Raw genomic sequence first — 24,392 nt, forward strand, 5'->3', positions numbered from 1 at the left:
CCATGAAGAAGATGAAACTCGTGATGATCGGCAACGGCATGGCCGGCGTGCGCACGATCGAAGAGCTGCTCAAGATCGAGCCCGAGCTCTACGACATCACCGTGTTCGGCGCGGAGCCGCATCCCAACTACAACCGCATCCTGCTGTCCCCTGTGCTCGCCGGCGAGCAGACGATCGACGAGATCGTCCTCAACAGCTGGGAGTGGTACGCCGAGAACAACATCACCCTGCATGCCGGCAAGAAGGTGGTCGAGATCGATCGCGTGAAACGCATCGTGCGCGCCGATGACGGCACCGAGGCCACTTACGACCGCCTGCTGATGTGCACCGGCTCCAACCCTTTCATGCTGCCGGTACCGGGCAAGGACCTGAAGGGCGTGATCGCCTATCGCGACATCGCCGACACCGACTACATGATCGAGACCGCGCGCACGCACAAGAATGCGGTGGTCATCGGAGGCGGCCTGCTGGGCCTGGAAGCGGCCAACGGCCTGATGCTGCGCGGGATGAATGTCACGGTCGTGCACGTCATGCCCTGGCTGATGGAGCGCCAGCTCGATGACGTCGCCGGCAAGATGCTGCAGAAGTCGCTCGAAGACCGCGGCCTCAAGTTCCTGATCGGCGCGCAGACGCAGGAACTGGTCGGCGGCGACGACGGCCGCGTGAAAGCCATCCGCTTCAAGGACGGCACCGAGGTCGCAGCCGATCTCGTGGTGATGGCGGTCGGCATCCGCCCCAACACCGAGCTGGCCGAGAAGATCCACCTGCACGTCAACCGCGGCATCGTGGTCACCGACACGATGCAGACCGTGACCGACCCGCGCATCTATTCGGTCGGCGAATGCGCGGCGCATCGCGGCATCGCCTATGGGCTGGTCGCGCCGCTGTTCGAGCAGGCGAAGGTCGCGGCGAACCACCTCGCCCATTTCGGCATCGGCCGCTACCAGGGCTCGCTGACCTCCACCAAGCTCAAGGTCACCGGCATCGACCTGTTCTCGGCCGGCGAGTTCATGGGCGGCGAAGGATGCGAGGAGATCGTGATGAGCGACCCCTTCGGCGGCGTCTACAAGAAGCTGGTGATCAAGGACGACAAGCTGGTCGGTGCCTGCCTCTACGGCGACACGGTGGACGGCAGCTGGTACTTCAAGCTGCTGCGCGACGGCCGCAGCGTGCACGACCTGCGCGACAAGCTCATGTTCGGCGAATCGAACATCGGCGACACCGGCCATGAAGGCCACAACAAGGCCGCGTCGATGCCCGACGAAGCGGAGGTCTGCGGCTGCAACGGCGTGAATAAAGGCGCCATCTGCAAGGCGATCAAGGAAAAGGGCCTCTTCACGCTCGAAGAGGTGAAGAAGCACACCAAAGCCAGCGCCTCGTGCGGCTCGTGCACGGGGCTCGTCGAACAGATCCTGATGTTCACCGCCGGCGGCGACTATTCGGCCGCGCCGAAGAAGAAGGCGATCTGCGGCTGCACCGACGTGAGCCACCAGGACGTGCGCGACGCGATCCGCAAGGAGCACTACCTCACGCACGACGAGGTCTATCGCAACCTCGGCTGGCGCACGCCCAACGGCTGCTCGAGCTGCCGGCCGGCCATCAACTACTACCTGATCTCGACCTGGCCCAAGGAGGCGAAGGACGATCCACAAAGCCGTTTCATCAACGAGCGCAGCCACGCCAACATCCAGAAGGACGGCACCTATTCGGTGATCCCGCGCATGTGGGGCGGCCACACCACGCCCGACGAGCTGCGCCGCATCGCCGATGCGGCGGACAAGTACAACATCCCGACGGTCAAGGTCACGGGCGGCCAGCGCATCGACCTGCTCGGCGTGAAGAAGGAAGACCTGGAGAACGTCTGGCGCGACATCGGCATGCCCTCGGGCTTTGCCTACGCCAAGTCGCTGCGCACGGTGAAGACCTGCGTGGGCAGCGAGTGGTGCCGCTTCGGCACGCAGGATTCCACGCAGATGGGCAAGGACCTGGAGCGCGCGCTGTGGGCGATGTACTCGCCGCACAAGGTCAAGCTCGCGGTGTCGGGCTGCCCGCGCAACTGCGCCGAATCGGGGATCAAGGATGTCGGCGTGATCGGCGTCGACTCGGGCTGGGAGATCTATGTCGGAGGCAACGGCGGCATCAAGACCGAGGTGGCGCACTTCCTGGTCAAGGCGAAAAGCTCCGAGGAGGTGATGGAGTACGCCGGCGCCTTCCTGCAGCTCTACCGCGAGGAAGGCTGGTACCTGGAGCGCACGGTGCACTACATCGGACGCGTCGGCCTCGACTACGTGAAGAAGAAGATCCTCGAAGACGCGGAAGGCCGCAAGGCGCTCTGGGAGCGGCTCCAGTTCGCGCTCGATGGCGAGCCGGATCCGTGGTTCGCGTCGGCGGAGGCTTCAGTCGACGTGCGGCAGTTCAAGCCCGTGGCCGTGATCCATCCCGCCGCACAACCCGCCTGAAGCGGCCTGAAAGGAACCACGATGAGTGAATGGAAACCGATCTGCCGCGTCGACGACATCCCGGTGCTCGGGGCGCGGCGCGTGAACCGCCCAGTGGGCGCGGACGTGGCGGTATTCCGCAATTCCGAGAACGAGGTCTTCGCGCTGCTCGACCGCTGCCCGCACAAGGGCGGCCCGCTGAGCCAGGGCATCGTCTTCGGCACCAGCGTCGCGTGCCCGCTGCACAACTGGTCGATCGGCCTCGACGACGGCTGCGCGAAGGCACCCGACGAAGGGTGTACGCCGCGCTTCGCGGTGAAGGTGGAGGGCGATGTGGTGCACCTCGACGCGCACGAACTCGAATCGCACGCGATCGATCTGCCGAAGCCGGTCGCCGGCCCGAAACGCATCATCGAAGTCTGAGGGCCGACCCATGAAGCAAACACGCTCGACCTGCCCTTACTGCGGCGTGGGCTGTGGCGTGATCATCGAATCCGATGGCGCGCAGATCACCGGCGTGCGCGGAGATCCCGAGCATCCCGCCAACTTCGGCCGGCTGTGCACCAAGGGATCGACGCTGCACCTCACCGCCAGCGCCGCGGTCACGATGCAGACGCGCCTGCTGCGACCCATGCAGCGCGCCACGCGCGGCTCGATGCCGGAGCCGATCAGCTGGGACGGCGCGCTGGACCTCGCAGTCGAGAAGTTCGCACAGGTCATCCGCGACCACGGGCCGGACGCGGTCGGCTTCTATGTGTCCGGCCAGCTGCTGACCGAGGACTACTACGTCTTCAACAAGCTCGCCAAGGGCCTCGTCGGCACCAACAACATCGACACCAACTCGCGCCTGTGCATGAGCAGCGCGGTCGCGGGCTACAAGAAGACGTTGGGCGCCGATGCGCCGCCCGCCTGCTACGACGACCTGAAGCACGCGCAGTGCCTCTTCATCGTGGGGAGCAACACCGCATGGGCGCACCCGATCCTGTTCCGCCGCATCGAGGATGCGAAGGCGGCGAATCCGGCGATGAAGATCGTCGTGGCCGATCCGCGCCGCACCGACACGGTGGAGATCGCCGACCTGTTCCTGCCGATCCAGCCCGGCACCGACGTGATGCTCTTCAACGGCATGCTGCACCTGATGCTGTGGGAAGGCTGGACCGATGCGCGCTACATCGCCGAGCACACCAGCGGCTTCGATGCGCTCAAGGCCACGGTGCGGGACTGCACGCCGGACCGCGTCGCGCAGGTCTGCGGCATCTCGAAGGAGGACCTGCTCGAAGCGGCGCGCCTCTTCGCGACGTCGCCCGCGACGCTGAGCCTCTACTGCCAGGGCCTCAACCAGTCGTCGTCGGGCACGATCAAGAACGCGGCGCTGATCAACCTGCACCTGGCGACCGCGCAGATCGGCAAGCCCGGCGCGGGTCCGTTCTCGCTCACCGGTCAGCCCAACGCGATGGGCGGGCGCGAAGTGGGCGGGCTCGCGAACCTGCTGTCGGCGCATCGCGATCTCGCGGATCCGCAGCATCGCGCCGAAGTCGCGGCGCTCTGGGGCATCGCCGATGTACCGCAGAAGCCCGGCAAGACCGCCGTCGAGATGTTCCAGGCGGCGGCCGACGGCGAGATCCGCGCGCTGTGGATCGCCTGCACCAATCCGGCCCAATCGATGCCCGACCAGGCGACCGTGCGCCGCGCGCTCGAACGTTGCGAGTTCGTGGTGGTTCAGGAAGCCTTCTCGACCACCGCGACCTGCGCCTTCGCCGACCTGCTGCTCCCGGCCACCACCTGGGGCGAGAAGGACGGCACCGTCACCAACAGCGAGCGGCGCATCTCGCGCGTGCGGTCGGCCGTCTCCGCGCCCGGCGAAGCGCGCAACGACTGGGCGATCGGCGTGGACTTCGCGCGCCGGCTGGAAGATCGCCTGGGCCGCACGCAGACACTGTTCCCCTACGACACGCCCGAATCGGTGTGGAACGAGCACCGCGAATCCACCCAGGGCCGCGACCTCGACATCACCGGCATGAGCTACACGATGCTTGAAGCCGCGCCGCAGCAATGGCCGCTGCGCAAGGGCGAGGCCACGGGCCGCGCCCGGCTCTACGAAGACAGCATCTTCCCGACGCCGGACGGCCGCGCCCGCTTCGTCGACACGCCCTACAAGCCCGTGGCCGAGGCACGCGAGGCGCGCTACCCGTTCTCGCTGAACACCGGGCGCCTGCGCGACCAGTGGCACGGCATGAGCCGCACCGGCACGCTGGGCCGCCTCTTCGGCCATGCGGCGGAACCCACCCTGCAGATGCATCCGCAGGACATGGCACGCCGCCAGATCGCCGAGGGCGATCTCGTCCACGTCACCTCGCGGCGCGGCTCGATCGTGGTGCCGGTCGCCGGCAGCACCGAGGTCGGGCTGAGCCAGGCGTTCATCGCGATGCACTGGGGCGGCGAGTACCTGAGCGGGTCGTCGAGCACCGGCACACCGCTCGCGGGCGTGAACGCGCTGACCACGTCGACTTACTGCCCCGATTCGAAGCAGCCGGAGCTCAAGCACGCGGCGGTGAAGATCCTCAAGGCCGAGCTGCCATGGTCGCTGCTCGCGGCCGCGTGGCTGCCGCAGGGAACGGCGCTGGAGGTGGCGGCCGCGCTGCGCGAGCTGATGCGGTCTTTCCCCTTTGCGAGCTGCGTGCCCTTCGGCACCGGCGCGGCGCTCGGCGGCGATGGCCAGGAGCGCGCCGGCGTGCTTTTCCGGGCAGCGGCGTACGAGGCGCCGCCGGATGCGCTGCTCGCGCAGACTGAAGCGCTGTTGTCCCTGAACGGCGCGGAAACGCTCCGCTACGCCGACGCACGACGCGGCCAGCGCCGCGCGGTCCGGCTGGTGCGCAGCGGTGCCGATGCGTACCTGGAAGGATTCCTGCTCGGCGGCGACACGCGGGCCGAAGCGTGGATCAAGGCCCTCCTGCAGGACCGCCTGCCGGCACAGGCCTATGGCCGCCAGCTCCTGCGCCCCGGCGCGGCGGCACCGGGCAATGTGGCCTCCAAGGGCAAGATCATCTGCAGTTGCTTCGGCGTGACGGAGAAGGCGATTGCAGGGCAGCTCGCCGCATCGGGCGGATCGGAGGACGAGCGCTTGGCCGCGCTCCAGGGGTCGCTCAAGTGCGGCACCAACTGCGGTTCGTGCGTGCCCGAACTCAAGCGAATGGTCCGCGCCGGCGCGTCGCCGGCCGTCGCGGTGGCGCCATGAACAGTCCCGCCGCGCTCGCGGACGCAGACCTTCCTGCGCAGCGGGGCATAAGGACGCCCGCTTTGCGGCATAAGCCTTGCGGGACAATCGGCACTCCCATGGGAATCAGCCACTACATCAAGGAAATCGGCCGCGGCGCGCGCGGTGCCAAGCCGCTCGAGCGCGAGCAGGCACGCGACCTGTTCGGCCAGGTGCTGGACGGCACGGTGACCGACCTCGAGGTCGGCGCCTTCTGCCTCGCGATGCGCATCAAGGGCGAGACGCCGGAGGAACTCGCGGGCTTTCTCGATGCGACGCATGCACGGCTGAACCGCTTTCCCGCCACACATCGACCGCTGGTCGTGCTGCCCAGCTACAACGGCGCGCGACGCCTGCCCGTGCTGACGCCGCTTCTGGCCCTGCTGCTGGCGCGCGAAGGGCTGCCGGTGCTGGTGCATGGCACGGCCACCGAATCGACGCGCGTGCTGGCGTCCAACGTGCTTGCGGGGCTCGGTGTGCCGGCCCTCAAGGCGATTCGCGCGATCGACGATGGCGAAGTCGTCTTCGCGCCGACCGAACTGCTCTTGCCCGGACTCAAGCGCCTGCTCGACGTGCGGCGCGTGGTCGGCCTGCGCAACCCGGGCCACAGCGTGGTCAAGCTGATGCAGCCGAGCGCCGGCGAATCCGTGGTGATCGGCAGCTACACCCACCCCGAATACGCCAGGTCGATGGCCGCCACCTTCGAACTGATGGGCATGACCGCCCTGCTCTCGCGCGGGCTCGAAGGCGAGAGCGCCGCCGATCCGCGTCGGACTGCGCAGACCGATGGCTTCGTGCACGGACGGCACGTTCCCCTGCAGGAACAGCAGCCGGGCACGCAGAGCGACGTGCCAGGGCTTCCGAAGGACATCGACGTCGACACCACGGTGGACTACACGCGCCGCGTGCTGGCCGGCGAGACACCCGCGCCCGATGCCATCGCGCAGCAGGTCGCGCAGATCGTCCAGCTCGCCAACCTCGCCCAACAGACCCAGCCGCAAGAGACGGAGACCCGATGAACACCACCTCCCCCCAAGGCACCTGCACCCTGGTCGGCGCCGGGCCCGGCGATCCTGAACTGCTGACGATCAAGGCCGTCAAGGCGATCCAGGCGGCCACTGTGCTGCTGGTCGACGACCTGGTCAACGACGAGATCCTCGCCTACGCGCGGCCGGACGCACGCGTCATCCACGTGGGCAAGCGCGGCGGCTGCCGCAGCACGCCGCAGGCCTTCATCGAGCGGCTCATGATCACCGCGGTGCAGGAAGGCGAGACCGTGGTTCGCCTGAAGGGCGGCGACCCGTTCATCTTCGGCCGCGGCGGCGAGGAGGTCGAGCACCTGCGCGAAGCCGGCATCGAATGCACCGTGGTCAACGGCATCACCGCCGGGCTCGCCGCGGTCACCGCGCTGGGCGTGCCGCTGACGCATCGCGACCATGCGCAGGGCGTGGTGTTCGTCACCGGCCACGCCAAGACCGGGCACTCGGCCGCCGAGAACCCCACCGACTGGCAGCAGCTCGCCGCGACGGCGCGCGATGCGCGGCTGACGCTGGTGATCTACATGGGCGTATCGGGCGTCGCGCACATCCAGAACCAACTGCTGCGCGGGCTGCCCGGCGATACGCCGGTGGCCGTGATCCAGCATGCGAGTCTGCCCCACCAGCGGCATATCACGAGCACGCTCGCGTGCCTGCGCACGGACCTCACCGCTGCCGGACTCGGAAGCCCGTCGGTGATCGTCGTGGGCGACGTTCTGCAAGGGCTGGCGGCTGCGGGCGTATCGGTCACCCGTTTCGGCACCTGATGTCGGACGGTCAGAAGTCGTTCGACGCCATCGTCATCGGCGCAGGCGCCGCAGGGCTCTTCTGCGCCGCGCAGGCGGGGCAGCGCGGCGTGAAGGTGCTGCTGGTCGACCACAACGAGCGCATCGCCGAGAAGATCCGGATTTCCGGCGGCGGACGCGCCAATTTCACCAATCGCGACCTGGACGTGCGCGCGCCGCAGCGGCACTTCATCGGCGACAACCCGCACTTCTGCCGCTCGGCGCTGTCGCGCTATGCGCCGCAGCAGTTCATCGACATGGTGCAGCGGCACGGCATCGCCTACCACGAGAAGCACAAGGGGCAGCTTTTCTGCGACGGCTCGTCGCAGCAGATCATCGACATGCTGCTGGCCGAATGCCGGGCCGGCGGCGTCGAGCACTGGCAGCCTTGCAGCGTGGGCGCGATCGGCTGGTCGGACGGCGGCGGCTATCGGGTCGAGACCCCCCGCGGTGCGGTCCGCGCTCCCCAACTGGTGATTGCCACCGGTGGTCTTTCGATCCCCCAGATCGGCGCGAGCGACTTCGGCTACCGGATGGCCGAGCAGTTCGGGCTGCGCGTGGTCACGCCGCGCCCGGCGCTGGTGCCGCTGACCTTCGGCGGCGAGGGCTGGGCCCCGTATGCCGGGTTGGCGGGCCTTTCGCTGCCGGTGCAGATCGAAACCGGCAGCAAGAAGGAGCGGATGCACTTTCTCGAAGACCTGCTCTTCACGCATCGGGGGCTGTCCGGCCCGGCGGTACTGCAGATTTCGACCTACTGGCGGCCCGGCGCGCCGCTCACCATCGACTTCGCCCCCGGCACGGACGTCGCCGAAGCGCTCGGCGAGGCCAAGCGGCAGTCCCGCAAACGCATCGCCAACGAACTGGCCGCGCTGGTGCCGTCGCGGCTCGCCGATGCCTGGGCGGGCGAGGATGCGGCGCTGCAGCGGCCGATCAACGAAGCCGCCGATCGTGCACTGGCCGCCCTGGCGGAGCGGATCGCCCGGTGGCAGATCACGCCGAGCGGCACCGAGGGCTACAAGAAGGCCGAGGTGACCGCGGGTGGCGTCGATACGCGCGACCTGTCCTCGCAGACGATGGAATCGAAGCAGCCGGGCCTCTATTTCATCGGCGAGGTGGTCGACGTCACCGGCTGGCTCGGCGGTTACAACTTCCAGTGGGCGTGGGCGAGCGCACATGCTTGTGCGGAGGCGCTGTCGCTCAAGAGCAAAGCTCAGGCTATAATGCCGGGCTAACTTTGGCCTCCCCTCAACGGCCGCACCCCTTTTTTCAGTTGAGGAACCCCGGCTTGGGTGCCGATCTTGCCCGCGCCAAATTCAACCGATTCAATCAATGACCACCATCCGCGTAAAAGAAAACGAGCCCTTCGACGTCGCACTGCGCCGTTTCAAGCGCACCATCGAAAAGCTCGGCCTGCTGACCGACCTGCGTGCCCGCGAGTTCTACGAAAAGCCGACCGCCGAGCGCAAGCGCAAGAAGGCAGCTGCCGTCAAGCGTCATTACAAGCGCGTGCGCAGCATGCAGCTCCCCAAGAAGCTGTACTGATCGCCCGCTGCGCTGGCCCGGCGCCAGTGCCCGGTTCAGCTTCAGCTCCTTCCCAGAGCCGCGCCAGGACTTCCCTGCCGCGGCTTTTTGTTTTCCGCCAGACAGAAAGCCCGCCATGAGCCTCAAGGACCAGATCAACGAAGACATGAAGACCGCGATGCGCGCCAAGGACTCCGAGCGCCTGGGCACCATCCGCCTGCTGCTCGCCGCCATGAAGCAGAAGGAAGTCGACGAGCGTGTGGTGCTGGACGACGCCATGATCGTTGCGATCGTCGACAAGCTGGTGAAGCAGCGCAAGGACTCGGTCGCCGCGTTCACGCAGGGCGGCCGCATGGATCTCGCGGACAAGGAAGCCGCCGAGATCAAGGTGCTGGAGGTCTACCTGCCGCAGCGCATGAGCGCCGACGAAGTCGCTGTCGAGGTGAAAGCCATCGTGGCCGAGCTCGGCGCCAAGGGCCCCGGCGACATGGGCAAGGTCATGGGCGTCGTGAAGACGCGCCTCGCCGGCAAGGCCGACATGGGCCAGGTCAGCGCCGCGGTCAAGGCGGCGCTGTCGGGCGCCTCGGCATGACGAAGCGCCCGGTCCTCAAGGCCTGCGCCTGCCTGGTGGACGATCGGGGCCGCCTCCTGGTCTTCCATCACCCCGAGGACCGGGGCATGCAGTTGCCGAAGGGCACCATCGAGCCCGGCGAAGCCCCGGAAGATGCGGTGCGCCGCGAGCTGCTGGAGGAATCCGGCATCGACTACACCGGCGAACTCGTGCCCCTGGGCACCATGGATCGCTATTGCGAAGCCGGCGTGGAAGGCAACATGCACCGGCACCCGCAGCTCTGGCACCTGTTCCTGATGCGCTCGCCAACGACGGTGCCCGAGACCTTCGACCACGTCGCGATGGGCAGCCCCGAAGAGGACGGCCTCGTCTTCAGCTTCAGCTGGCTGACGCACGACGCGCCGCTCGACGCGTTCGCGGAGCCCTATGTGCGGGTGATCACCCGGGTGCGGCAGCTTCTGCGGGCCGAACCGCCACCCGCCTGGACGTGACAACGGGCCCTTGGCACGGCGCGCACGTCGTCTTCGACCAGCTCGAAGGTGCCTGGGACCTCGACCGGAACATCGAGAACCAGGCCACGATGACCGGCACCGCCGTGTTCGAGCGGCGGCAGCCCGATGTGATGGCCTACCGCGAAGAAGGCCGTGTCCGGCTGGCCGGCGGCAAGGAGCTCGACGCGTTCCGCGAGTACCGCTTCGAGCGCGCCCCCCGCGGCTTCACGGTGTTCTTCAACGAAGCGCCGCCCCGCGTCTTCCACCACATCGAACTCGAGCGCGACGGCGATGCGTTCGCCGGCCTGGCCACGCACCTGTGCTCGCCCGACGTCTACGACAGCAGCTACCGCTTTCTGGCCGACGGGACTTTCGTCGTCTGTCACACCGTGCGCGGCCCGCGCAAGGACTACGTTTCAGCGACGCTGTTCAAGCGCCGCAAGGCGCGCTAGCCGCGCCGATCGATTCAGTCGCGGCCGAGTCGCCAGCTGGGCAGGCCGCGCATCACGGTCTGCACGACCACGGCGCAGATGCCGCACTTGACGAGGTCGCCTGGAATGAAGATCAGCATGGCGAGCGCAGCCTGCGACAGCGACATGTGGGCCACGAGCGACAGCCCGGCGATCCCGAACGCATAGACGACCACGATCCCGCCGACCACCGAAGAAACGAAACTGGTCGCCAGCAACCCCTTGCCCGTGGTGTCGCCGAGGCGAGGCACCAGCAGCCGCATCAGCAGGCCGCAGGCGAAGGCGCCGAACATCCAGCCGAACAGGAAGCCCGAGGTCGCGCCGACGAACACACCGAGTCCGCCGCGCCCGCCGGACAGCAAAGGCAGGCCCAGCGCCACCGCGAGCAGAAAGAGCGCGATCGCGAGAAAGCCACGGCGCGGCCCCAGCAGGCAGCCCGCCAGCATCACGCCGAGCGATTGCAGCGTGATGGGCACACCGAAGGGCAGGTCGATCTTGGGAATCAGTCCAAGCACCGCCATCAACGCCGCGAACAGCGCGATGTGAGCGAGAGACTGTGAAGACGAGGCGCCGGCAGGAGGGTTTGCGGACATGGGAGCAGCATTCAAGGAAGGGGTTGAAGAAGTCATCGGCCGAGCCGTGCAGCCAGTGCGTCGGCCACACGGTCGGCGGTCTGAAGGGTACGGATCGTCATCGGCGCCAGCAGTCGCATTCCGCCGCCCCGGCCCGCGCGCGCCCGGTACGCGTCGTCGAGGCGATTCCATTGCGCATGGAAGTTCTCAGCGAAGCGCAGCATGAGGCCCAGTGCGAGCGCAACGCGCCCCGTCGGCACGCCGATGCGCTGCAAGGGACGCATGACGGCTTCGAGCACGGCCAGCAGGTCTTCGAAGCGGGTGGTCAGTGTGAGCATCAGCGCGAGCGTTGCCGCGCTCCCGAGCCGCAAGGCGCTCGCGACGCCTTGCACGGTGGTGCCCATCACCCAGTGAAAGAGGACGATCAGCCCGCCCGCGATGGCCACCCCGCCCAGCATCCGGATGCTGCGCCATGCGGGTGCGCCCAGCGACATGAAGATCGACAGCGCCAGAACGCACGCAGCGATCAGGTACGCAGGCCGCTCGACCCACAGCAGGACCGTGCCGCAGACCGACAACAACGCGAGCTTGATCCAGGCCGGAACGCCGTGCATCCATGTTGGCTGCGCCGAATAGAGACTACGCATAACCACCTCGTCCTGCCTCTGCCCGCGCGCGCTCGCGCACGTCGTCGGCATAGGCTCCGCAGACCGTGCGGCCCGGGCCGTCGGCCCGCACACGGCCCTCGTCCAGCCACAACACGCGCTCGAAGTCATGCACGTGGTCGAGCAGATGGGTCGACAGGATGATCTGCTGCCCGGACGCATCGATCTGAGCGGCGAGCCGGGCCTGGCTCGGCAGATCGAGGCTCGCGTAGGGTTCGTCGAGAAGCAGCGTCTGAGGCTCGCTGATCTGCAGCGCCATCAGGCAGACCTGCTGGCGCTGGCCCTGGCTCAATTCGCCGACGGAGCGGCCAGCCCAGGCGGACAAGCCGCGCCCGGCCAGGAAGTCGAGCGCCCGCTCCTGCGCGGCCTGGCGCGCCTCGCCACGGGCCGTGAGGCTGAAGACCAACTCCTCGGCCACGGTCGGGAAAATGATCTGGTCGTCGGGGTTCTGGAACATCAGCCCGACGCCGGAAGCGATGACACGACCCTGCTGCGGCTTGTCGAGCCCGCAGATCAGGCGGAACAGGCTGCTCTTGCCCGCGCCGTTGTCGCCGATCAGCCCGATCCTCGATTCCGAGAGGTGCAGCGTCAGTCCCTCGAAGATTCGCTGGTGGCCCCGCACCAGCGTGACGTCCTCGAGGCGGACACCGGTGCCGGCGTCATCCTCCCGCGGAATGGGTTGCCGCGCCGGCCAGGCGCCGCCGCGCGCCAAGCTCAGCTCCCCGCGACCTTCATCCGGTTCACGAGCAGGGAACCCGTCGTCTTCGCGCCATAGTTGTAGGCATCGGCGCCCACGGCCTCGATGCCCAGCAGCATGTCCTTGAGATTGCCGGCGATGGTGATCTCCTGCACCGGATAGGCGATCTTCCCGTTCTCGACCCAGAAGCCGCTCGCGCCGCGCGAATAGTCGCCAGTCACGTAGTTCACGCCCTGCCCCATCAGCTCGATCACGAACAGGCCCGTGCCGAGCTTGGCCAGCATCGCGTCCAGGTCGTCGCCCGGCTGCGTGAGGCGCGACGTGAGCGTCAGGTTGTGCGAGCCGCCGGCATTGCCGGTGGTCTTCATCCCGAGCTTGCGCGCCGAATAAGTGCTCAGGAAATACCCTTCGAGCCGGCCGCCGTCCACCAGCTTGCGCTTGCGCGTGACCACGCCCTCGTCGTCGAAGGGCGAGCTGCCCTTGCCGCGGCGCAGGTGCGGGTCCTCCGTCACGTCGACATGCGAGGGCAGCACCTGCTTGCCGAGCGAGTCGAGCAGGAAGGTGCTGCGGCGATAGAGCGCCCCGCCGCTGGTCGCCTGCACCAGCCCGCCCAGCAGGCCGGCCGCGAGCGGCGATTCGAACAGCACCGGGCATTCCGTGGTCTTGATCTTGCGGGACTTCAGCCGGCTCAGCGCGCGCTCGGCCGCATAGCGCCCGACGGCCTGCGGACTCGCGAGCTCATCGGCGGAACGCATCGAGCTGTACCACGCATCGCGCTGCATGTCGTCGCCCTTGCCGGCGATCGGCGCCACCGAGATCGAATGGCGCGAACTCGCGTAGCCACCGCGGAAGCCGCGCGTGTGGGCGCTGAAGAAGTGGCTCTGCTGGGCCGAGACGCCCGCGCCTTCGCTGTTGGTGATTCGCTTATCCGTGGACATCGCGGCGGACTCGCACGCCAGCGCGAGCTCGGCCGCCTGCTCGCTGGTGATGTCCCAGGGATGGAAGAGATCGAGATCCGGGTGGTCCTTCGCGATGTCTTCCTCGTCGGGCAGGCCGCTGACCGGATCCTCGGCCGTGAAGCGCGCGATGTCGTAGGCCGCCTGCACGGTCTGCGCGACCGCCGCTTCCGAGAAATCGGAAGTGCTCGCGTTGCCGCGCCGATGGCCGATGTAGACCGTCACGCCCAGCGACTTGTCGCGATTGCGTTCGACGTTCTCGAGCTCGCCCTTGCGCACCGACACGCTCAGGCCGCAGCCTTCGGACGCCTCGGCGCCCACGTCGGTGGCGCCGAGCTTCCTGGCATGGGCCAAGGCTGAGTCGACCAGGTTTTCGAAGAAGGAACGGCTGTAGGCGAAGCCGGATTCGGCGCGCGAGGATGGTGTGCTCATGTGGTTGACTATGATACTTGCCCCTCCTTGTGCGACACGCCCGGTGCGCCCGGAGGGGTCTACGATTGTCTCTATGTCCCGCAAACCCAAAAAAGGCTACTTCGTCCGCGGCCAATTCGTCGCCGAAGGCAGCGAACTCGACCTCGAGCTCAAGCGCGAGCTCAAGGGCACCGACGCGGCGAGCAAGACCGATCTCAAGCGCGAGAGCGCGGAGCTGCAGGCGCTCGGCGAAGCCCTGCTGACGCTCAGGCCTGGTCTCTTCGACAAACTCGACCTCGGCGACAAGTTGCGCGAAGCCATCGCCGACGCCCGGCGCATCACCAACTTCGAAGGCAAGCGCCGGCAGATGCAGTTCGTCGGCAAGCTGATGCGCGGGCTGGATGAATCGGTCGTCGAGACGGTGCGCGTCGCATTGGCCGAACAGAACCGAGGACCGGCCCAGGAAGCGGCCGCGCTGCACGAGGCGGAGCGCTGGCGCGACCGCCTCATCGCCGACGACGACGCGCTCGGCGGCTGGATCGAAACCCACCCCGGCACCGATGCCCAGCAGCTGCGCGCACTGGTGCGCCAGGCGCGCAGGGACATGAAGTCCGGGCCGCCCGGCGAAGCGCCGCGCCAGGGCAAGGCGTATCGCGAAGTGTTCCAGCTCGTGCGCGAGCAGTTGCGCGTGCATGGCACCGAAGATCACGCGGCCGAGGCCGCAGAGCAATCCCGCGAGGACGACGCATGACAGACATTGCCTTCGATGCCATCCGCATCGGCATCGTCTCCATCAGCGACCGCGCATCGAGCGGCGTCTACGAAGACAAGGGCCTGCCGGCCCTGCAGGAATGGCTGCAGCGTGCGTTGCGCAATCCGATCACCTTCGCTTCGCGGTTGATCCCCGATGACAAGGAAGGCATCAGCGCCGCGCTGATCGAACTGGTCGACGCCGGCTGTTCGCTGGTGCTGACCACCGGCGGCACGGGCCCGGCACTGCGCGACGTGACCCCTGAAGCCACGCTGGCCGTGGCCCACAAGGAAATGCCGGGTTTCGGCGAGCAGATGCGGCAGATCAGCCTGCGCTTCGTGCCGACCGCGATCCTGTCGCGTCAGGTGGCGGTGATCCGCAACAAGAGCCTCATCATCAATCTTCCCGGCCAACCCAAGTCGATCGCCGAGACGCTCGAAGGGCTGAAGAACCCGGACGGCACGCAGGTCGTGCCGGGCATCTTCGCCGCGGTGCCCTATTGCATCGACCTGATCGGCGGGCCGTACCTCGAGACCGACGATTCGGTCTGCAAGGCGTTCCGGCCCAAGTCGGCGATCCGCGCGCCGAAATAGGCCGGGGTTCGGGCCGTCAGGCCAGCGTGTAGGCGGTCTTCACCGTGGTGAAGAACTCCTGCGCATAGCGGCCCTGCTCGCGCGGCCCGTAGCTCGATCCCTTGCGGCCGCCGAAGGGCACGTGGTAATCCACGCCGGCGGTCGGCAGGTTCACCATCACCATGCCGGCCTGGCTGTGGCGCTTGAAGTGCGTGGCGTACTTCAGGCTGGTCGTGGCGATGCCGGCCGACAGGCCGAACTCGGTGTCGTTCGCGGTCGCGAGCGCTTCCTCGTAGTTCTTCACCCGGATGACGCTGGCCACCGGCCCGAAGATCTCTTCCTTGTTGATGCGCATCGCCGCCACCGATTCGCTGAAGAGCGCCGGCGACATGTAGAAGCCGTCCGTGTCGAGCTTGAGCCGCTCGCCGCCCGCGGCCAGCGTCGCGCCTTCCTTCTTGCCGATCTCCACGTATTCCAGGTCCTGCTGAAGCTGGCTGCCGCTGGAGACCGGACCGACGTCGGTGCCCTGCGCGAGCGCATCGCCGACCTTGATCTTGGCCATGCGGGCCTTCATCGCCTCGATGAACTTCGGATAGATGCCTTCAGTGACGATCAGCCGGCTCGATGCGGTGCAGCGCTGGCCGGTCGAATAGAACGCGCTCTGCACGCTCAGCTCCACGGCCTGATTGAGATCGGCATCGTCCAGCACCACCTGCGGGTTCTTGCCGCCCATCTCCAGCTGCACCTTCTTGCCGCGGGTGGCGCACTGCACCGCGATGTCGCGGCCCACGCCCACCGAGCCTGTGAAGCTCACCGCATGGATGCCCGGGTGCTGGACCATTGCATTGCCGATCACGCTGCCGCGGCCCATCACGAGGTTGAAGACGCCCGCGGGAATGCCCGAGCGGCTGATGATTTCAGCCAATGCCCAGGCGCAGCCGGGCACCAGGTCCGCGGGCTTCAGGACCACGCAGTTGCCGAAGGCCAGTGCCGGCGCGATCTTCCAGGCGGGGATCGCGATGGGGAAGTTCCACGGCGTGATCAGGCCCACGACGCCCACGGGCTCGCGCGTGATCTCGACGCCGATGCCGGGGCGAACCGAGGGGAGAACCTCGCCCGACAGGCGCAGGCATTCGCCGGCGAAGAACTTGAAGATCTGGCCGGCGCGCGTGGCTTCGCCGATGCCTTCGGCCTTCGTCTTGCCCTCTTCGCGAGCGAGCAGCGTGCCCAGCTCTTCCTTGCGCGCAAGGATCTCGTTGCCGATCTTGTCCAGCGCCTCGGAGCGCGCCTGCACGCCGCCGGTGGCCCAGGCGGGGAACGCGGCCGTGGCGGCTGCGACAGCGGCATCGACCTGCGTCGCGTCGCCCTGGGCGTATTCGCCCAGCACGTCCGCGAGGTTGCTCGGATTGGTGTTCGCGCTATAGCTGGCGCCGGCGATCCATTCGCCGTTGATGAGGTTGTCAAATTTCTGCATGGCGGTGTCCTTGGGAATCGATCAAGAAGAAAAAGGCGGCCCGGCTCAGAAGGAGCCGGCCGCCGCCCTGGCTGACAGACGGGTCTGGCAGCTTACTGCGGACCGAGCTTTGCGATCAGCGTCGCAAGCGCTTCGTATTCGTCGCCCTTGAGGTCTGTCAGCGGCGTGCGCACCGGGCCCGCGTCGTGGCCGACGATCTTGGCGCCGGCCTTCACGATGCTCACCGCGTAGCCCTGCCCCTGGTTGCGGATCGCAAGGTAGGGCATGAAGAAGTCCCTGAGCAGGCGGTGCTGCGTGGCGGTGTCGTCGGTGGCGACGGCGCGGTAAAACTCCATCGCGGTCTTCGGGATGAAGTTGAAGACGGCCGACGAATACACCGGCGTGCCGAGCGCCTTGTAGGCCGCGGCATAGACCTCCGCGGTCGGCAGGCCGCCGAGGTAGGCGAAGCGGTCGCCCATCTTCAGGTAGATGGAACTCATCAGTTCGATATCGCCGATGCCATCCTTGAAGCCGACGAGGTTCGGGCAGCGCTCGGCCAGCTTGGCGAGCGTTTCGGGATAGAGCTTGCTCTGGCCGCGGTTGTAGACGATGACGCCGAACTTCACGCTCTTGCACACCGCTTCGACGTGCGCAGCGAGGCCTTCCTGGCCCGCTTCGGTGAGGTAGTGCGGCAGCAGCAGGATGCCGTGCGCGCCGGCCTTCTCGGCCGCTTGCGCGCACTGAATCGCGAAGCGGGTCGGCCCGCCGGCGCCCGCGATGATCGGCACCTTGCCGCGGCAGGTCTCGACCGCGGTCTGGATGATCTCGGGGTACTCGTCGCCGGTCAGCGAGAAGAACTCACCCGTGCCACCTGCCGCGAACAGTGCGCTCGCGCCATAGGGTGCCAGCCATTCGAGGCGCTCGATGTAGCCCTTCTTGTTGAAGTCGCCGTTCGCGTCAAAGTCGGTCAGCGGGAACGACAGCAGGCCGGAGCCCATGATGGATTTGAGTTCTTGAGGATTCATGGTCAGCAGTGATATGTAGTGGTCAGTGGAAAAAAACGGGTGCAGCCCAACCGAGGAATCCCGCGGAGCCGGCTTTGCCGCGCCGCCGGGATGGCCCCCTCGAGGGGACGCACAGCCACACGAAGTGGGCGAGGCTGGGGGTCAGTCCAGCTTGATTTGCGCGGCGGAGACGACCTTCGCCCAGCGGGCGCGTTCCTTCTCGAAGAACTGGTCCTGCTCGGGCGGCGTCATCGTCACGACTTCGGCGCCCTGCCCGGCGAGGCGCGAACGCACATCGGCCGAGCGGATGATCGCGATCAGCTCCTTGTTCAGGCGCTGCACCAGCGCCTCGGGCGTGCCGCGCGGCACCAGCACGCCTTGCCAGGTGCCGGACTCGAAGCCAGCCACGCCCTGCTCCGCAATGGTCGGCACCTCGCCGAGCAGCGGCATGCGCGTCGGCTTGGAAACGCCGAGCACCTTGAGCTTGCCGCTCTGCACGTGGGGCCAGGTCGCGAGCATGCCGTTCATGAGCACCTGGGTCTGGCCGGCGACGGTGTCCTGCACCGCCTGCACGCCGCCCTTGTAGGGCACGTACTGCCAGCGCGCGCCGCTTGCGCGTTCGAGTGCAACGCCGGCGAGATGCGGTGCGCTGCCGGTGGCGGTCACCGCGAAATTGAGATCGGACTTCTTCGACAGCGCGATCAGTTCCTTGAGATTGCCGGCCTGCACCGACGGGTGCACCACCAGCAGGTGCGGCGAATAGGCCAGCATGGTCACGCCGCGCAGATCCTTCGACGGATCGAACGAGAGCTTGGTGTAGACCGAGGGGCTGATCGCCAGCGCGCCCACGTCGCACAGGAGCACCGTGTAGCCGTCGGCCGGCGCCTTCGCCACGTAGTCGGCCCCGAGATTGCCGTTGGCGCCCGCCTTGTTCTCGACGATTACCGACTGCTTGAGCGCTTCCGACAACTGCACGCTGATGATCCGCGCGATGATGTCTGACGACCCGCCGGGCGGGTACGGCACCACGATGCGAATCGGCTTCGCAGGCCAGGCATCGGCGGCACGGGCCGAGCCGGTGGTCATCAGGCCTGCGCCGAGCGCGCCGAACATGAGTTCACGGCGATTCAAGGTCATGGGTGTTGTCTCCAGATGCGAAGGAATGAATGGCGATCGACTTGACAGTTCGTTGTCGTCAGTCATCGTACAACTAGTTCGACCTGATGTCCAGCACTTGCGACATCGGTTTCAGGCCGCAGGGCCGGACGTCGGCGTTGCGTCCGAAGCCGGTGCAGCCGTGCCGGCGCTACGCGCGGCCTCCTGCGCGATGCGCAGGCGCTCGCGGCTGTTCGTCAGGTGGATGCGCATCGCCGCGCGCGCGGAGTCCGGATCGCGCCGCGCGATCGCCGCATAGATTTCTTCGTGCTCGCGATTCACGCGCATCAGGTACTCGACGCGCCGGTCGTAGTTGCGGATGGCGTTGATGCGCGTGCGCGGAATGATCGTCGTGCCGAGGTGGCTCATGATGTCGGCGAAATAGGGGTTGCCGGTCGCCTGCGCGATCTCCAGGTGAAAGCGGAAATCAGGCGCAACCGTGTCCCCCGCCACTTCCACATTGCGCTCGAACTCGTCAAGCGCTTCGCGCATCGCCGCGAGTTGCTCTTCGGTGCGGCGCGTGGCGGCCAATCCGGCGGATTCGGTCTCGAGGCTGATGCGCAACTCGAGCACCGCAAGCACGTCGACCGAGGCCGCGAGTTCCGAAGCGTCGAGCCGGAACATCCCCGCGACCTTGGGCTGCAGCACGAAAGTGCCGATGCCGTGGTGCGTTTCCACCAGCCCCGCGGCCTGCAGCTTGGAAAGCGCCTCGCGCACCACGGTGCGGCTGACGCCGTAGGCCTGCATGATGGCCGACTCGGTCGGCAGCTTGTCGCCCGGCCGCAGTTGCTGGCTGCGAATTTTTTCGCCGAGATCATCGACGAGCCCATGCGCCAGCCCGCGGCCTCTTCGACGCAGCGCGGCGCCGAAAGCGGGTTGATCTGCGGTTGAGGTTGACCCCGTTGACAGGTTCGACATGGCGTGATGATAATCGCCGCGCTGTTGTACGACAACCGATAACTTACGACGAGAGATCCGGAAATTCCATGAGCGAGACAACCTCTTCCCAACGCGTTCCCCGCCTGCTGCTCACCGGTGCCGCCGGCGGCCTCGGCAAAGTGCTTCGCGAACGCCTGCGCCCCTATGCAGACGTCCTGCGTCTTTCCGACATCGCCTCGCTCGCCCCGGCCGCGGGCCCCCACGAAGAATTCGTCCCCTGCGACCTCTCCGACAAGAAGGCCGTCGATGCGCTGGTGGCCGGCTGCGACGCCATCGTGCACCTGGGCGGCGTTTCGGTCGAGCGCCCTTTCGAGGAAATCCTCGAAGGCAACATCAAAGGCGTTTTCCACATCTACGAGGCAGCGCGACGCCACGGCGTGAAGCGCGTGGTGTTCGCCAGCTCCAACCATGTGATCGGCTTCTACAAGCAGACCGAGCACCTCGACGCGCACGTGCTGCGCCGGCCCGATAGCTACTACGGCCTGTCGAAGTCCTTCGGCGAAGACGTCGCGCAGTTCTATTTCGACCGCTGGGGCATCGAGACGGTGAGCATCCGCATCGGCTCCTCGTTCCCGGAGCCGGCGAACCGCCGGATGATGAGCACCTGGCTCAGCTACGACGACCTGACCTCGCTCATCGAGAAGTCGCTCTTCACGCCGAACGTCAAGCACACCGTCGTCTACGGCGCGTCCGCCAACAAGGACGTGTGGTGGGACAACAGCGCGGCCGCGCACCTGGGCTATGCCCCGAAGGACACCTCCGAGGTCTTCCGCGCGAAGGTCGAGGCCCAACCGCCGGTCGCGCCCACCGATCCGAATGCCATCTACCAGGGCGGCGGATTCACCGCGCAAGGCCCCTTCGGAGATTGAGCGCCATGCCGACGAAGGCCGAACTCGTCGTGGATGCGCGCTGCGGCACGGGCGAGAGTCCGGTCTGGTCGATCGCCGAAGAAGCGCTGTACTGGGTCGACATTCCAGGTCGCGCATTGCACCGCTGGTCCGCGGCGGGCCACGTCCTGTGGGTTACCGATGAAATGCCCGCCTGCATCGCCCCGCGCGCCGACGCGCCCGGGAGCTGGCTCGCGGGCATGGAAAGCGGTCTGTTCACCATCACCCCGCAGGGCGACGGGCTCGTCGAATCAAAGCGGCTCGCCGAAGTGAATCACGCCATGCCCGCCATGCGCTTCAACGATGGCCGCTGCGACCGGCAGGGCCGCTTCTGGGCCGGCACGATGCTGATGGACATGGCAGCCGGCGCGCGCGTCGGCCGCGTGTATCGCTTCGACAAGAACGGGGCCGCGCCTTCGGTGCAGTTGCAGGACTTCATCGTCCCGAACGGCCTCGGGTTCAGTCCCGACGGCCGCGCGATGTACCTGTCCGACTCGCATCCGAGCGTGCAGACCATCTGGGCCTTCGACTACGACACGGAGACCGGCACCGCGTCCAACCGCCGGGTGTTCGTCGACATGAACCCGCTGCCGGGCCGACCCGACGGCGCGGCGGTCGATGCCGACGGCTGCTACTGGATCTGCGGCAACGACGCCGGGCTGGTGCACCGCTTCACGCCGCAGGGCAAGCTGGACCGCTCGCTCGAAGTGCCGGTCAGGAAGCCGGCGATGTGCGCCTTCGGCGGCCCCAAGCTCGACATACTCTTCGTCACATCGATCCGCCCTGGCGGCGATCTGTCCGACCAGCCGCTCGCCGGTGGCCTCTTCGCGCTTCGCCCTGGCGTGCAGGGCATTCCAGAACCCCTGTTCGGCGGCTGACGCCGGACTCTCATCCGTTTCATGACAACCACCAATAGAGGAAGACAAATGAAGCTCCACAAGCACGCACTCATCGTTGCCATCGCGGCGGGCATGACCGCGATGGCCGCACAGGCCGTCGAATTCCGGTCGGCCGACATTCACCCCGACGACTACCCGACCGTGACCGCAGTCAAGTTCATGAGCGAACGTCTCAAGCAGCTCTCGGGTGGCAAGGACACGATCAAGGTCTTCAACAACAGCGCGCTGGGGAGCGAAAAGGACACCATCGAGCAAGCCAAGATCGGCGCGCTGCAGATGGTCCGCGTGAACATCGCCCCGATGAACAACATCTGCCCCGAGACGCAGGTCCCGACGATGCCCTTCCTGTTCCGCTCGGTCGAGCACATGCACAAGGTGCTCGACGGCCCGATCGGCGAGGAGATCCTCAAGTCGTGCGAGAAGCAGGGCTTCGTGGGCCTGGCCTACTACGACAGCGGCGCGCGCTCGATGTTCACTGCCAAAAAGCCTGTGCGCAACTTCACCGACATGAAGGGTCTGAAGGTCCGCGTGCAGCAGTCCGACCTGTGGGTGGCGATGATCGAAGCGATGGGCGCGAATGCCACCCCGATGCCGATGGGCGAGGTCTACACCGGCCTGAAGACCGGCCTGATCGACGCCGCCGAGAACAACTACCCCACCTACGAAAGCGCCCGTGCCTTCGAAGTGGCCAAGTACTACACCAAGACCGAGCACTCGATGGCTCCCGAGATGCTGCTTTTCTCCAAGCGCGCATGGGACAAGCTGTCCCCCGAGGAACAAGGCTGGATCCGCCAGGCCGCCAAGGAGTCGGTGCCCTACATGCGCAAGCAGTGGGAAGAGCGTGAAGTGAAGTCGCTCGCGACCGTGAAGGCCGGCGGCGCCGAGATCATCGAAGTCGACAAGACGCCGTTCCAGGCCGCGATGAAGCCGGTCTACGAGAAGTTCATCGCCGATCCGAAGCTCAAGGACCTCGTCAAGCGCGTGCAGGACACGAAGTAAGTCCGCCACTCTCCGACTCTTCTTCTTTCAGGAGACCGCCCTTCCCGCGCGCCGGGAGGGCTCCCCATCATGTACACCAAAATCTGCCGCACGCTGGCTCGCGCCTGCATGCGGTTGGGCATCCTCGGCCTCGTCGCGGTGATCTGCGCCGTGAGCTGGCAGGTGTTCGGCCGCTACGTCCTCAACAACACGCCCACCTGGGCGGAAAGCCTGGCGCTTCTGCTGGTGCTCTACGTGACCATGCTCGGGGTCGCGGTCGGCGTCCGCGATGCGGGCCACATCGGCCTCGAGTCCTTGCTCGTGCTCGCGCCCGACTCGCTCCGGCTGAAGATGGAGTACCTGATCCACTTCCTGATCCTGCTCTTCGGCGCCGCGATGGCCTGGAATTGCGCCTCGCTCGCCGAATCGGTGTGGACCTATCGCCTCCCCACGCTGTGGATCTCCGAAGGCTGGAAATACGTGCCGGCAGCCGTGTCCGGCTTGCTGATCGTGATGTTCTCGATCGAACACATCGTCGCGCTCGCCCAAGGCCGCGAAGTCGAACCCTCGTGGGGCTGAGCCATGACCATTCCACTGCTGATTCTCTGTATCTCGTTCACGCTGTTGCTGCTGCTTGGCGTTCCGGTGGCGTTCTCCATCGGCTTGTCGGCGCTCTCCACTCTGCTCTATGAAGGCCTGCCGCTGGAAGTCGGCTTCCAGCAGATGACCTCGGGCATGGGGATCTTCTCGTTCCTCGCGATTCCGTTCTTCATCTTCGCCGGCGAGCTGATGCTTTACGGCGGCATTGCGGACCGCATCGTCAACCTCGCACGCGACCTCGTGGGCCATGTGCGCGGCGGCCTCGGCATGTCGAACGTGGTGGCCTGCACGCTGTTCGGCGGCGTGTCGGGCTCGCCGGTGGCCGATGTCTCGGCCATGGGCGCCGTGATGATCCCGATGATGAAGAAGGAGGGCTACCACGCCGATTACGCCGTCAACGTGACGACGCACGCGGCGCTCGTCGGCGCGCTGATGCCGACGAGCCACAACCTCATCATCTATTCGCTCGCAGCGGGCGGCAAGGTGTCGATCGCGGCGCTGATCCTTGCGGCCTTGCTGCCCGCGGCGGTGCTCACGATTTCCAACCTCGCGGCGGCCTACTTCGTCGCCGTGAAGCGCGGCTATCCCGCCGGCAGCTTCCCGGGCTGGCAGATCGTGGGCCGCTCGTTCGCAGCGGCCCTGCCCGGCCTGTTCGTCGTGGTGCTGATCCTCGGTGGCATCCTGTCGGGCATCTTCACCGCGACCGAATCGGCTGCCGTGGCGGTGCTGTATGCGCTGGCGCTGACGATCTTCGTCTACCGCACCCTGAAGTGGGAGCACTTCGTCAAAGCGGCATCGAAGGCGGTGCGCACCACCGGCGTGATCCTGCTGCTGATCGGCATCTCCAGCACCTTCGGCTATCTCATCAGCCTCTACGGCGTGGCCGAACTCACCGGGCAGATGCTGTCGCAGGTCACGAGCACCCCGTGGGTCATCTTCCTGCTGATCAACATCATCCTGTTCGTGCTCGGCACCTTCCTTGACATGGCCGCGACGATCCTGCTGTGCACGCCGATCTTCCTGCCGATCGCCCAGCAGTACGGCATGACCTCGGTGCAGTTCGGCATCGTGATGCTGATCAATTGCGCGCTGGGCCTGAACACGCCGCCCGTGGGCACGACGCAGTTCGTCGGGTGCGCGATCGGTGGAGTCTCCGTCGGCACGGTGATGAAGACGATCTGGCCTTTCTACGGCGCACTCATCTTCGCGCTGGCGGTGGTGACTTTCGTGCCTGCCTTCTCGACGTGGTTGCCGAGCTTGTATATGGTCGTCAAATGACGCACTGAA

At 66.9% G+C, this 24,392-nt stretch carries 25 protein-coding genes; 17 read left to right on the forward strand and 8 right to left on the reverse strand.

Annotated features, from left to right (window positions below; translation table 11 throughout):
- Positions 1 to 2: 2 nt before the first annotated feature.
- From nirB to WKW77_RS15615, 10 genes are all read left to right on the forward strand, one after another.
- On the forward strand, positions 3 to 2,459 hold the full coding sequence (nirB, locus tag WKW77_RS15570; RefSeq protein ID WP_340357758.1) for a nitrite reductase large subunit NirB: 2,457 nt from the start codon (positions 3 to 5) through the stop codon (positions 2,457 to 2,459).
- Between the two features lie 21 nt (positions 2,460 to 2,480).
- Positions 2,481 to 2,861 (forward strand): nitrite reductase small subunit NirD, encoded by a 381-nt coding sequence (nirD, locus tag WKW77_RS15575; protein WP_340357759.1) that lies wholly within the window; start codon positions 2,481 to 2,483, stop codon positions 2,859 to 2,861.
- A 10-nt stretch (positions 2,862 to 2,871) separates the two neighbouring features.
- A complete protein-coding gene (locus WKW77_RS15580; RefSeq protein WP_340357760.1) occupies positions 2,872 to 5,673 on the forward strand; it encodes a nitrate reductase in 2,802 nt (933 codons plus the stop codon).
- A gap of 98 nt (positions 5,674 to 5,771) precedes the next feature.
- Entirely contained in the window at positions 5,772 to 6,710 is a 939-nt protein-coding gene (gene ybiB, locus WKW77_RS15585) for a DNA-binding protein YbiB (RefSeq protein ID WP_340357761.1), read from the forward strand.
- Positions 6,707 to 7,495 carry a uroporphyrinogen-III C-methyltransferase gene (gene cobA, locus WKW77_RS15590; RefSeq protein WP_340357762.1) on the forward strand — a complete coding sequence of 263 codons (789 nt, stop codon included), beginning with the start codon at positions 6,707 to 6,709 and terminating at the stop codon, positions 7,493 to 7,495. The genes ybiB and cobA overlap by 4 nt, the downstream gene beginning before the upstream one ends.
- Complete coding sequence (locus WKW77_RS15595) at positions 7,495 to 8,745, forward strand: BaiN/RdsA family NAD(P)/FAD-dependent oxidoreductase (protein WP_340357763.1); 1,251 nt, start codon at positions 7,495 to 7,497, stop codon at positions 8,743 to 8,745. The genes cobA and WKW77_RS15595 overlap by 1 nt, the downstream gene beginning before the upstream one ends.
- Positions 8,746 to 8,842: 97 nt before the next feature.
- Positions 8,843 to 9,055 (forward strand): 30S ribosomal protein S21, encoded by a 213-nt coding sequence (rpsU, locus tag WKW77_RS15600; RefSeq protein WP_007833691.1) that lies wholly within the window; start codon positions 8,843 to 8,845, stop codon positions 9,053 to 9,055.
- Between the two features lie 115 nt (positions 9,056 to 9,170).
- Positions 9,171 to 9,626, forward strand: coding sequence for a GatB/YqeY domain-containing protein (locus WKW77_RS15605; RefSeq protein WP_340357764.1), 456 nt, complete (start codon positions 9,171 to 9,173; stop codon positions 9,624 to 9,626).
- Entirely contained in the window at positions 9,623 to 10,096 is a 474-nt protein-coding gene (locus tag WKW77_RS15610; RefSeq protein WP_340357765.1) for an NUDIX domain-containing protein, read from the forward strand. The genes WKW77_RS15605 and WKW77_RS15610 overlap by 4 nt, the downstream gene beginning before the upstream one ends.
- On the forward strand, positions 10,093 to 10,548 hold the full coding sequence (locus WKW77_RS15615; protein WP_340357766.1) for a DUF6314 family protein: 456 nt from the start codon (positions 10,093 to 10,095) through the stop codon (positions 10,546 to 10,548). Before WKW77_RS15610 ends, WKW77_RS15615 begins: the two co-directional genes overlap by 4 nt.
- Before the next feature lie 14 nt (positions 10,549 to 10,562).
- Here the strand turns inward: WKW77_RS15615 and WKW77_RS15620 are convergent, their stop codons facing one another.
- From WKW77_RS15620 to pmbA, 4 genes are read right to left on the reverse strand one after another with little or no spacing between them, the layout of a single operon-like run.
- Positions 10,563 to 11,159, reverse strand: coding sequence for a biotin transporter BioY (locus WKW77_RS15620; protein ID WP_340357767.1), 597 nt, complete (start codon positions 11,157 to 11,159; stop codon positions 10,563 to 10,565).
- Between the two features lie 32 nt (positions 11,160 to 11,191).
- Complete coding sequence (locus WKW77_RS15625) at positions 11,192 to 11,785, reverse strand: energy-coupling factor transporter transmembrane component T family protein (protein WP_340357768.1); 594 nt, start codon at positions 11,783 to 11,785, stop codon at positions 11,192 to 11,194.
- Complete coding sequence (locus tag WKW77_RS15630) at positions 11,778 to 12,515, reverse strand: energy-coupling factor ABC transporter ATP-binding protein (protein WP_422823198.1); 738 nt, start codon at positions 12,513 to 12,515, stop codon at positions 11,778 to 11,780. The genes WKW77_RS15625 and WKW77_RS15630 overlap by 8 nt, the downstream gene beginning before the upstream one ends.
- A gap of 2 nt (positions 12,516 to 12,517) precedes the next feature.
- Positions 12,518 to 13,888: a metalloprotease PmbA gene (gene pmbA, locus WKW77_RS15635; RefSeq protein ID WP_340357769.1), complete on the reverse strand. Its 1,371-nt coding sequence runs from the start codon at positions 13,886 to 13,888 to the stop codon at positions 12,518 to 12,520.
- 73 nt (positions 13,889 to 13,961) lie between these two features.
- On the opposite strand from pmbA, the gene yjgA reads away from it, so the two are divergent.
- Entirely contained in the window at positions 13,962 to 14,618 is a 657-nt protein-coding gene (gene yjgA, locus WKW77_RS15640) for a ribosome biogenesis factor YjgA (protein WP_340357770.1), read from the forward strand.
- Entirely contained in the window at positions 14,615 to 15,211 is a 597-nt protein-coding gene (gene mog / locus WKW77_RS15645; protein ID WP_340357771.1) for a molybdopterin adenylyltransferase, read from the forward strand. Before yjgA ends, mog begins: the two co-directional genes overlap by 4 nt.
- A gap of 16 nt (positions 15,212 to 15,227) precedes the next feature.
- On the opposite strand, the gene WKW77_RS15650 is transcribed toward mog, so the two are convergent.
- From WKW77_RS15650 to WKW77_RS15665, 4 genes are all read right to left on the reverse strand, one after another.
- Entirely contained in the window at positions 15,228 to 16,664 is a 1,437-nt protein-coding gene (locus tag WKW77_RS15650) for an aldehyde dehydrogenase family protein (protein ID WP_340357772.1), read from the reverse strand.
- A 92-nt stretch (positions 16,665 to 16,756) separates the two neighbouring features.
- Complete coding sequence (gene kdgD, locus WKW77_RS15655) at positions 16,757 to 17,668, reverse strand: 5-dehydro-4-deoxyglucarate dehydratase (protein ID WP_340357773.1); 912 nt, start codon at positions 17,666 to 17,668, stop codon at positions 16,757 to 16,759.
- Between the two features lie 141 nt (positions 17,669 to 17,809).
- Positions 17,810 to 18,784: a Bug family tripartite tricarboxylate transporter substrate binding protein gene (locus WKW77_RS15660; protein ID WP_340357774.1), complete on the reverse strand. Its 975-nt coding sequence runs from the start codon at positions 18,782 to 18,784 to the stop codon at positions 17,810 to 17,812.
- A gap of 111 nt (positions 18,785 to 18,895) precedes the next feature.
- Positions 18,896 to 19,720 carry a FadR/GntR family transcriptional regulator gene (locus WKW77_RS15665; protein ID WP_340357775.1) on the reverse strand — a complete coding sequence of 275 codons (825 nt, stop codon included), beginning with the start codon at positions 19,718 to 19,720 and terminating at the stop codon, positions 18,896 to 18,898.
- A 68-nt stretch (positions 19,721 to 19,788) separates the two neighbouring features.
- On the opposite strand from WKW77_RS15665, the gene WKW77_RS15670 reads away from it, so the two are divergent.
- From WKW77_RS15670 to WKW77_RS15690, 5 genes are all read left to right on the forward strand, one after another.
- Positions 19,789 to 20,610 (forward strand): NAD-dependent epimerase/dehydratase family protein, encoded by an 822-nt coding sequence (locus WKW77_RS15670; protein WP_340357776.1) that lies wholly within the window; start codon positions 19,789 to 19,791, stop codon positions 20,608 to 20,610.
- Positions 20,611 to 20,615: 5 nt separating this feature from the next.
- Positions 20,616 to 21,506, forward strand: coding sequence for an SMP-30/gluconolactonase/LRE family protein (locus WKW77_RS15675; protein WP_340357777.1), 891 nt, complete (start codon positions 20,616 to 20,618; stop codon positions 21,504 to 21,506).
- Positions 21,507 to 21,554: 48 nt separating this feature from the next.
- Entirely contained in the window at positions 21,555 to 22,526 is a 972-nt protein-coding gene (locus WKW77_RS15680) for a TRAP transporter substrate-binding protein (protein WP_340357778.1), read from the forward strand.
- 69 nt (positions 22,527 to 22,595) lie between these two features.
- The gene (locus WKW77_RS15685) at positions 22,596 to 23,084 is read left to right on the forward strand and encodes a TRAP transporter small permease (protein ID WP_340357779.1); all 489 of its coding nucleotides are present in this window, start codon (positions 22,596 to 22,598) and stop codon (positions 23,082 to 23,084) included.
- Positions 23,085 to 23,087: 3 nt separating this feature from the next.
- On the forward strand, positions 23,088 to 24,383 hold the full coding sequence (locus tag WKW77_RS15690) for a TRAP transporter large permease (protein ID WP_340357780.1): 1,296 nt from the start codon (positions 23,088 to 23,090) through the stop codon (positions 24,381 to 24,383).
- Positions 24,384 to 24,392: the final 9 nt, after the last annotated feature.

It is taken from the genome of Variovorax ureilyticus (genome assembly GCF_037889935.1).
Taxonomy (GTDB): Bacteria; Pseudomonadota; Gammaproteobacteria; order Burkholderiales; family Burkholderiaceae_C; genus Variovorax; species Variovorax ureilyticus.

What these genes read in the sequence shown, in the direction of transcription:
- WKW77_RS15625 (WP_340357768.1), bottom strand. Translation starts at nt 11,785, where the DNA reads ATGCGTAGTCTCTATTCGGCGCAGCCAACATGGATGCACGGCGTTCCG.
- rpsU (WP_007833691.1), top strand. Translation starts at nt 8,843, where the DNA reads ATGACCACCATCCGCGTAAAAGAAAACGAGCCCTTCGACGTCGCACTG.
- WKW77_RS15595 (WP_340357763.1), top strand. Translation starts at nt 7,495, where the DNA reads ATGTCGGACGGTCAGAAGTCGTTCGACGCCATCGTCATCGGCGCAGGC.
- nirB (WP_340357758.1), top strand. Translation starts at nt 3, where the DNA reads ATGAAGAAGATGAAACTCGTGATGATCGGCAACGGCATGGCCGGCGTG.
- WKW77_RS15675 (WP_340357777.1), top strand. Translation starts at nt 20,616, where the DNA reads ATGCCGACGAAGGCCGAACTCGTCGTGGATGCGCGCTGCGGCACGGGC.
- WKW77_RS15620 (WP_340357767.1), bottom strand. Translation starts at nt 11,159, where the DNA reads ATGTCCGCAAACCCTCCTGCCGGCGCCTCGTCTTCACAGTCTCTCGCT.
- WKW77_RS15650 (WP_340357772.1), bottom strand. Translation starts at nt 16,664, where the DNA reads ATGCAGAAATTTGACAACCTCATCAACGGCGAATGGATCGCCGGCGCC.
- ybiB (WP_340357761.1), top strand. Translation starts at nt 5,772, where the DNA reads ATGGGAATCAGCCACTACATCAAGGAAATCGGCCGCGGCGCGCGCGGT.
- mog (WP_340357771.1), top strand. Translation starts at nt 14,615, where the DNA reads ATGACAGACATTGCCTTCGATGCCATCCGCATCGGCATCGTCTCCATC.
- kdgD (WP_340357773.1), bottom strand. Translation starts at nt 17,668, where the DNA reads ATGAATCCTCAAGAACTCAAATCCATCATGGGCTCCGGCCTGCTGTCG.
- WKW77_RS15605 (WP_340357764.1), top strand. Translation starts at nt 9,171, where the DNA reads ATGAGCCTCAAGGACCAGATCAACGAAGACATGAAGACCGCGATGCGC.
- yjgA (WP_340357770.1), top strand. Translation starts at nt 13,962, where the DNA reads ATGTCCCGCAAACCCAAAAAAGGCTACTTCGTCCGCGGCCAATTCGTC.
- pmbA (WP_340357769.1), bottom strand. Translation starts at nt 13,888, where the DNA reads ATGAGCACACCATCCTCGCGCGCCGAATCCGGCTTCGCCTACAGCCGT.
- WKW77_RS15610 (WP_340357765.1), top strand. Translation starts at nt 9,623, where the DNA reads ATGACGAAGCGCCCGGTCCTCAAGGCCTGCGCCTGCCTGGTGGACGAT.
- WKW77_RS15685 (WP_340357779.1), top strand. Translation starts at nt 22,596, where the DNA reads ATGTACACCAAAATCTGCCGCACGCTGGCTCGCGCCTGCATGCGGTTG.
- cobA (WP_340357762.1), top strand. Translation starts at nt 6,707, where the DNA reads ATGAACACCACCTCCCCCCAAGGCACCTGCACCCTGGTCGGCGCCGGG.
- WKW77_RS15665 (WP_340357775.1), bottom strand. Translation starts at nt 19,720, where the DNA reads ATGTCGAACCTGTCAACGGGGTCAACCTCAACCGCAGATCAACCCGCT.
- WKW77_RS15580 (WP_340357760.1), top strand. Translation starts at nt 2,872, where the DNA reads ATGAAGCAAACACGCTCGACCTGCCCTTACTGCGGCGTGGGCTGTGGC.
- WKW77_RS15660 (WP_340357774.1), bottom strand. Translation starts at nt 18,784, where the DNA reads ATGACCTTGAATCGCCGTGAACTCATGTTCGGCGCGCTCGGCGCAGGC.
- WKW77_RS15670 (WP_340357776.1), top strand. Translation starts at nt 19,789, where the DNA reads ATGAGCGAGACAACCTCTTCCCAACGCGTTCCCCGCCTGCTGCTCACC.
- WKW77_RS15690 (WP_340357780.1), top strand. Translation starts at nt 23,088, where the DNA reads ATGACCATTCCACTGCTGATTCTCTGTATCTCGTTCACGCTGTTGCTG.
- WKW77_RS15680 (WP_340357778.1), top strand. Translation starts at nt 21,555, where the DNA reads ATGAAGCTCCACAAGCACGCACTCATCGTTGCCATCGCGGCGGGCATG.
- nirD (WP_340357759.1), top strand. Translation starts at nt 2,481, where the DNA reads ATGAGTGAATGGAAACCGATCTGCCGCGTCGACGACATCCCGGTGCTC.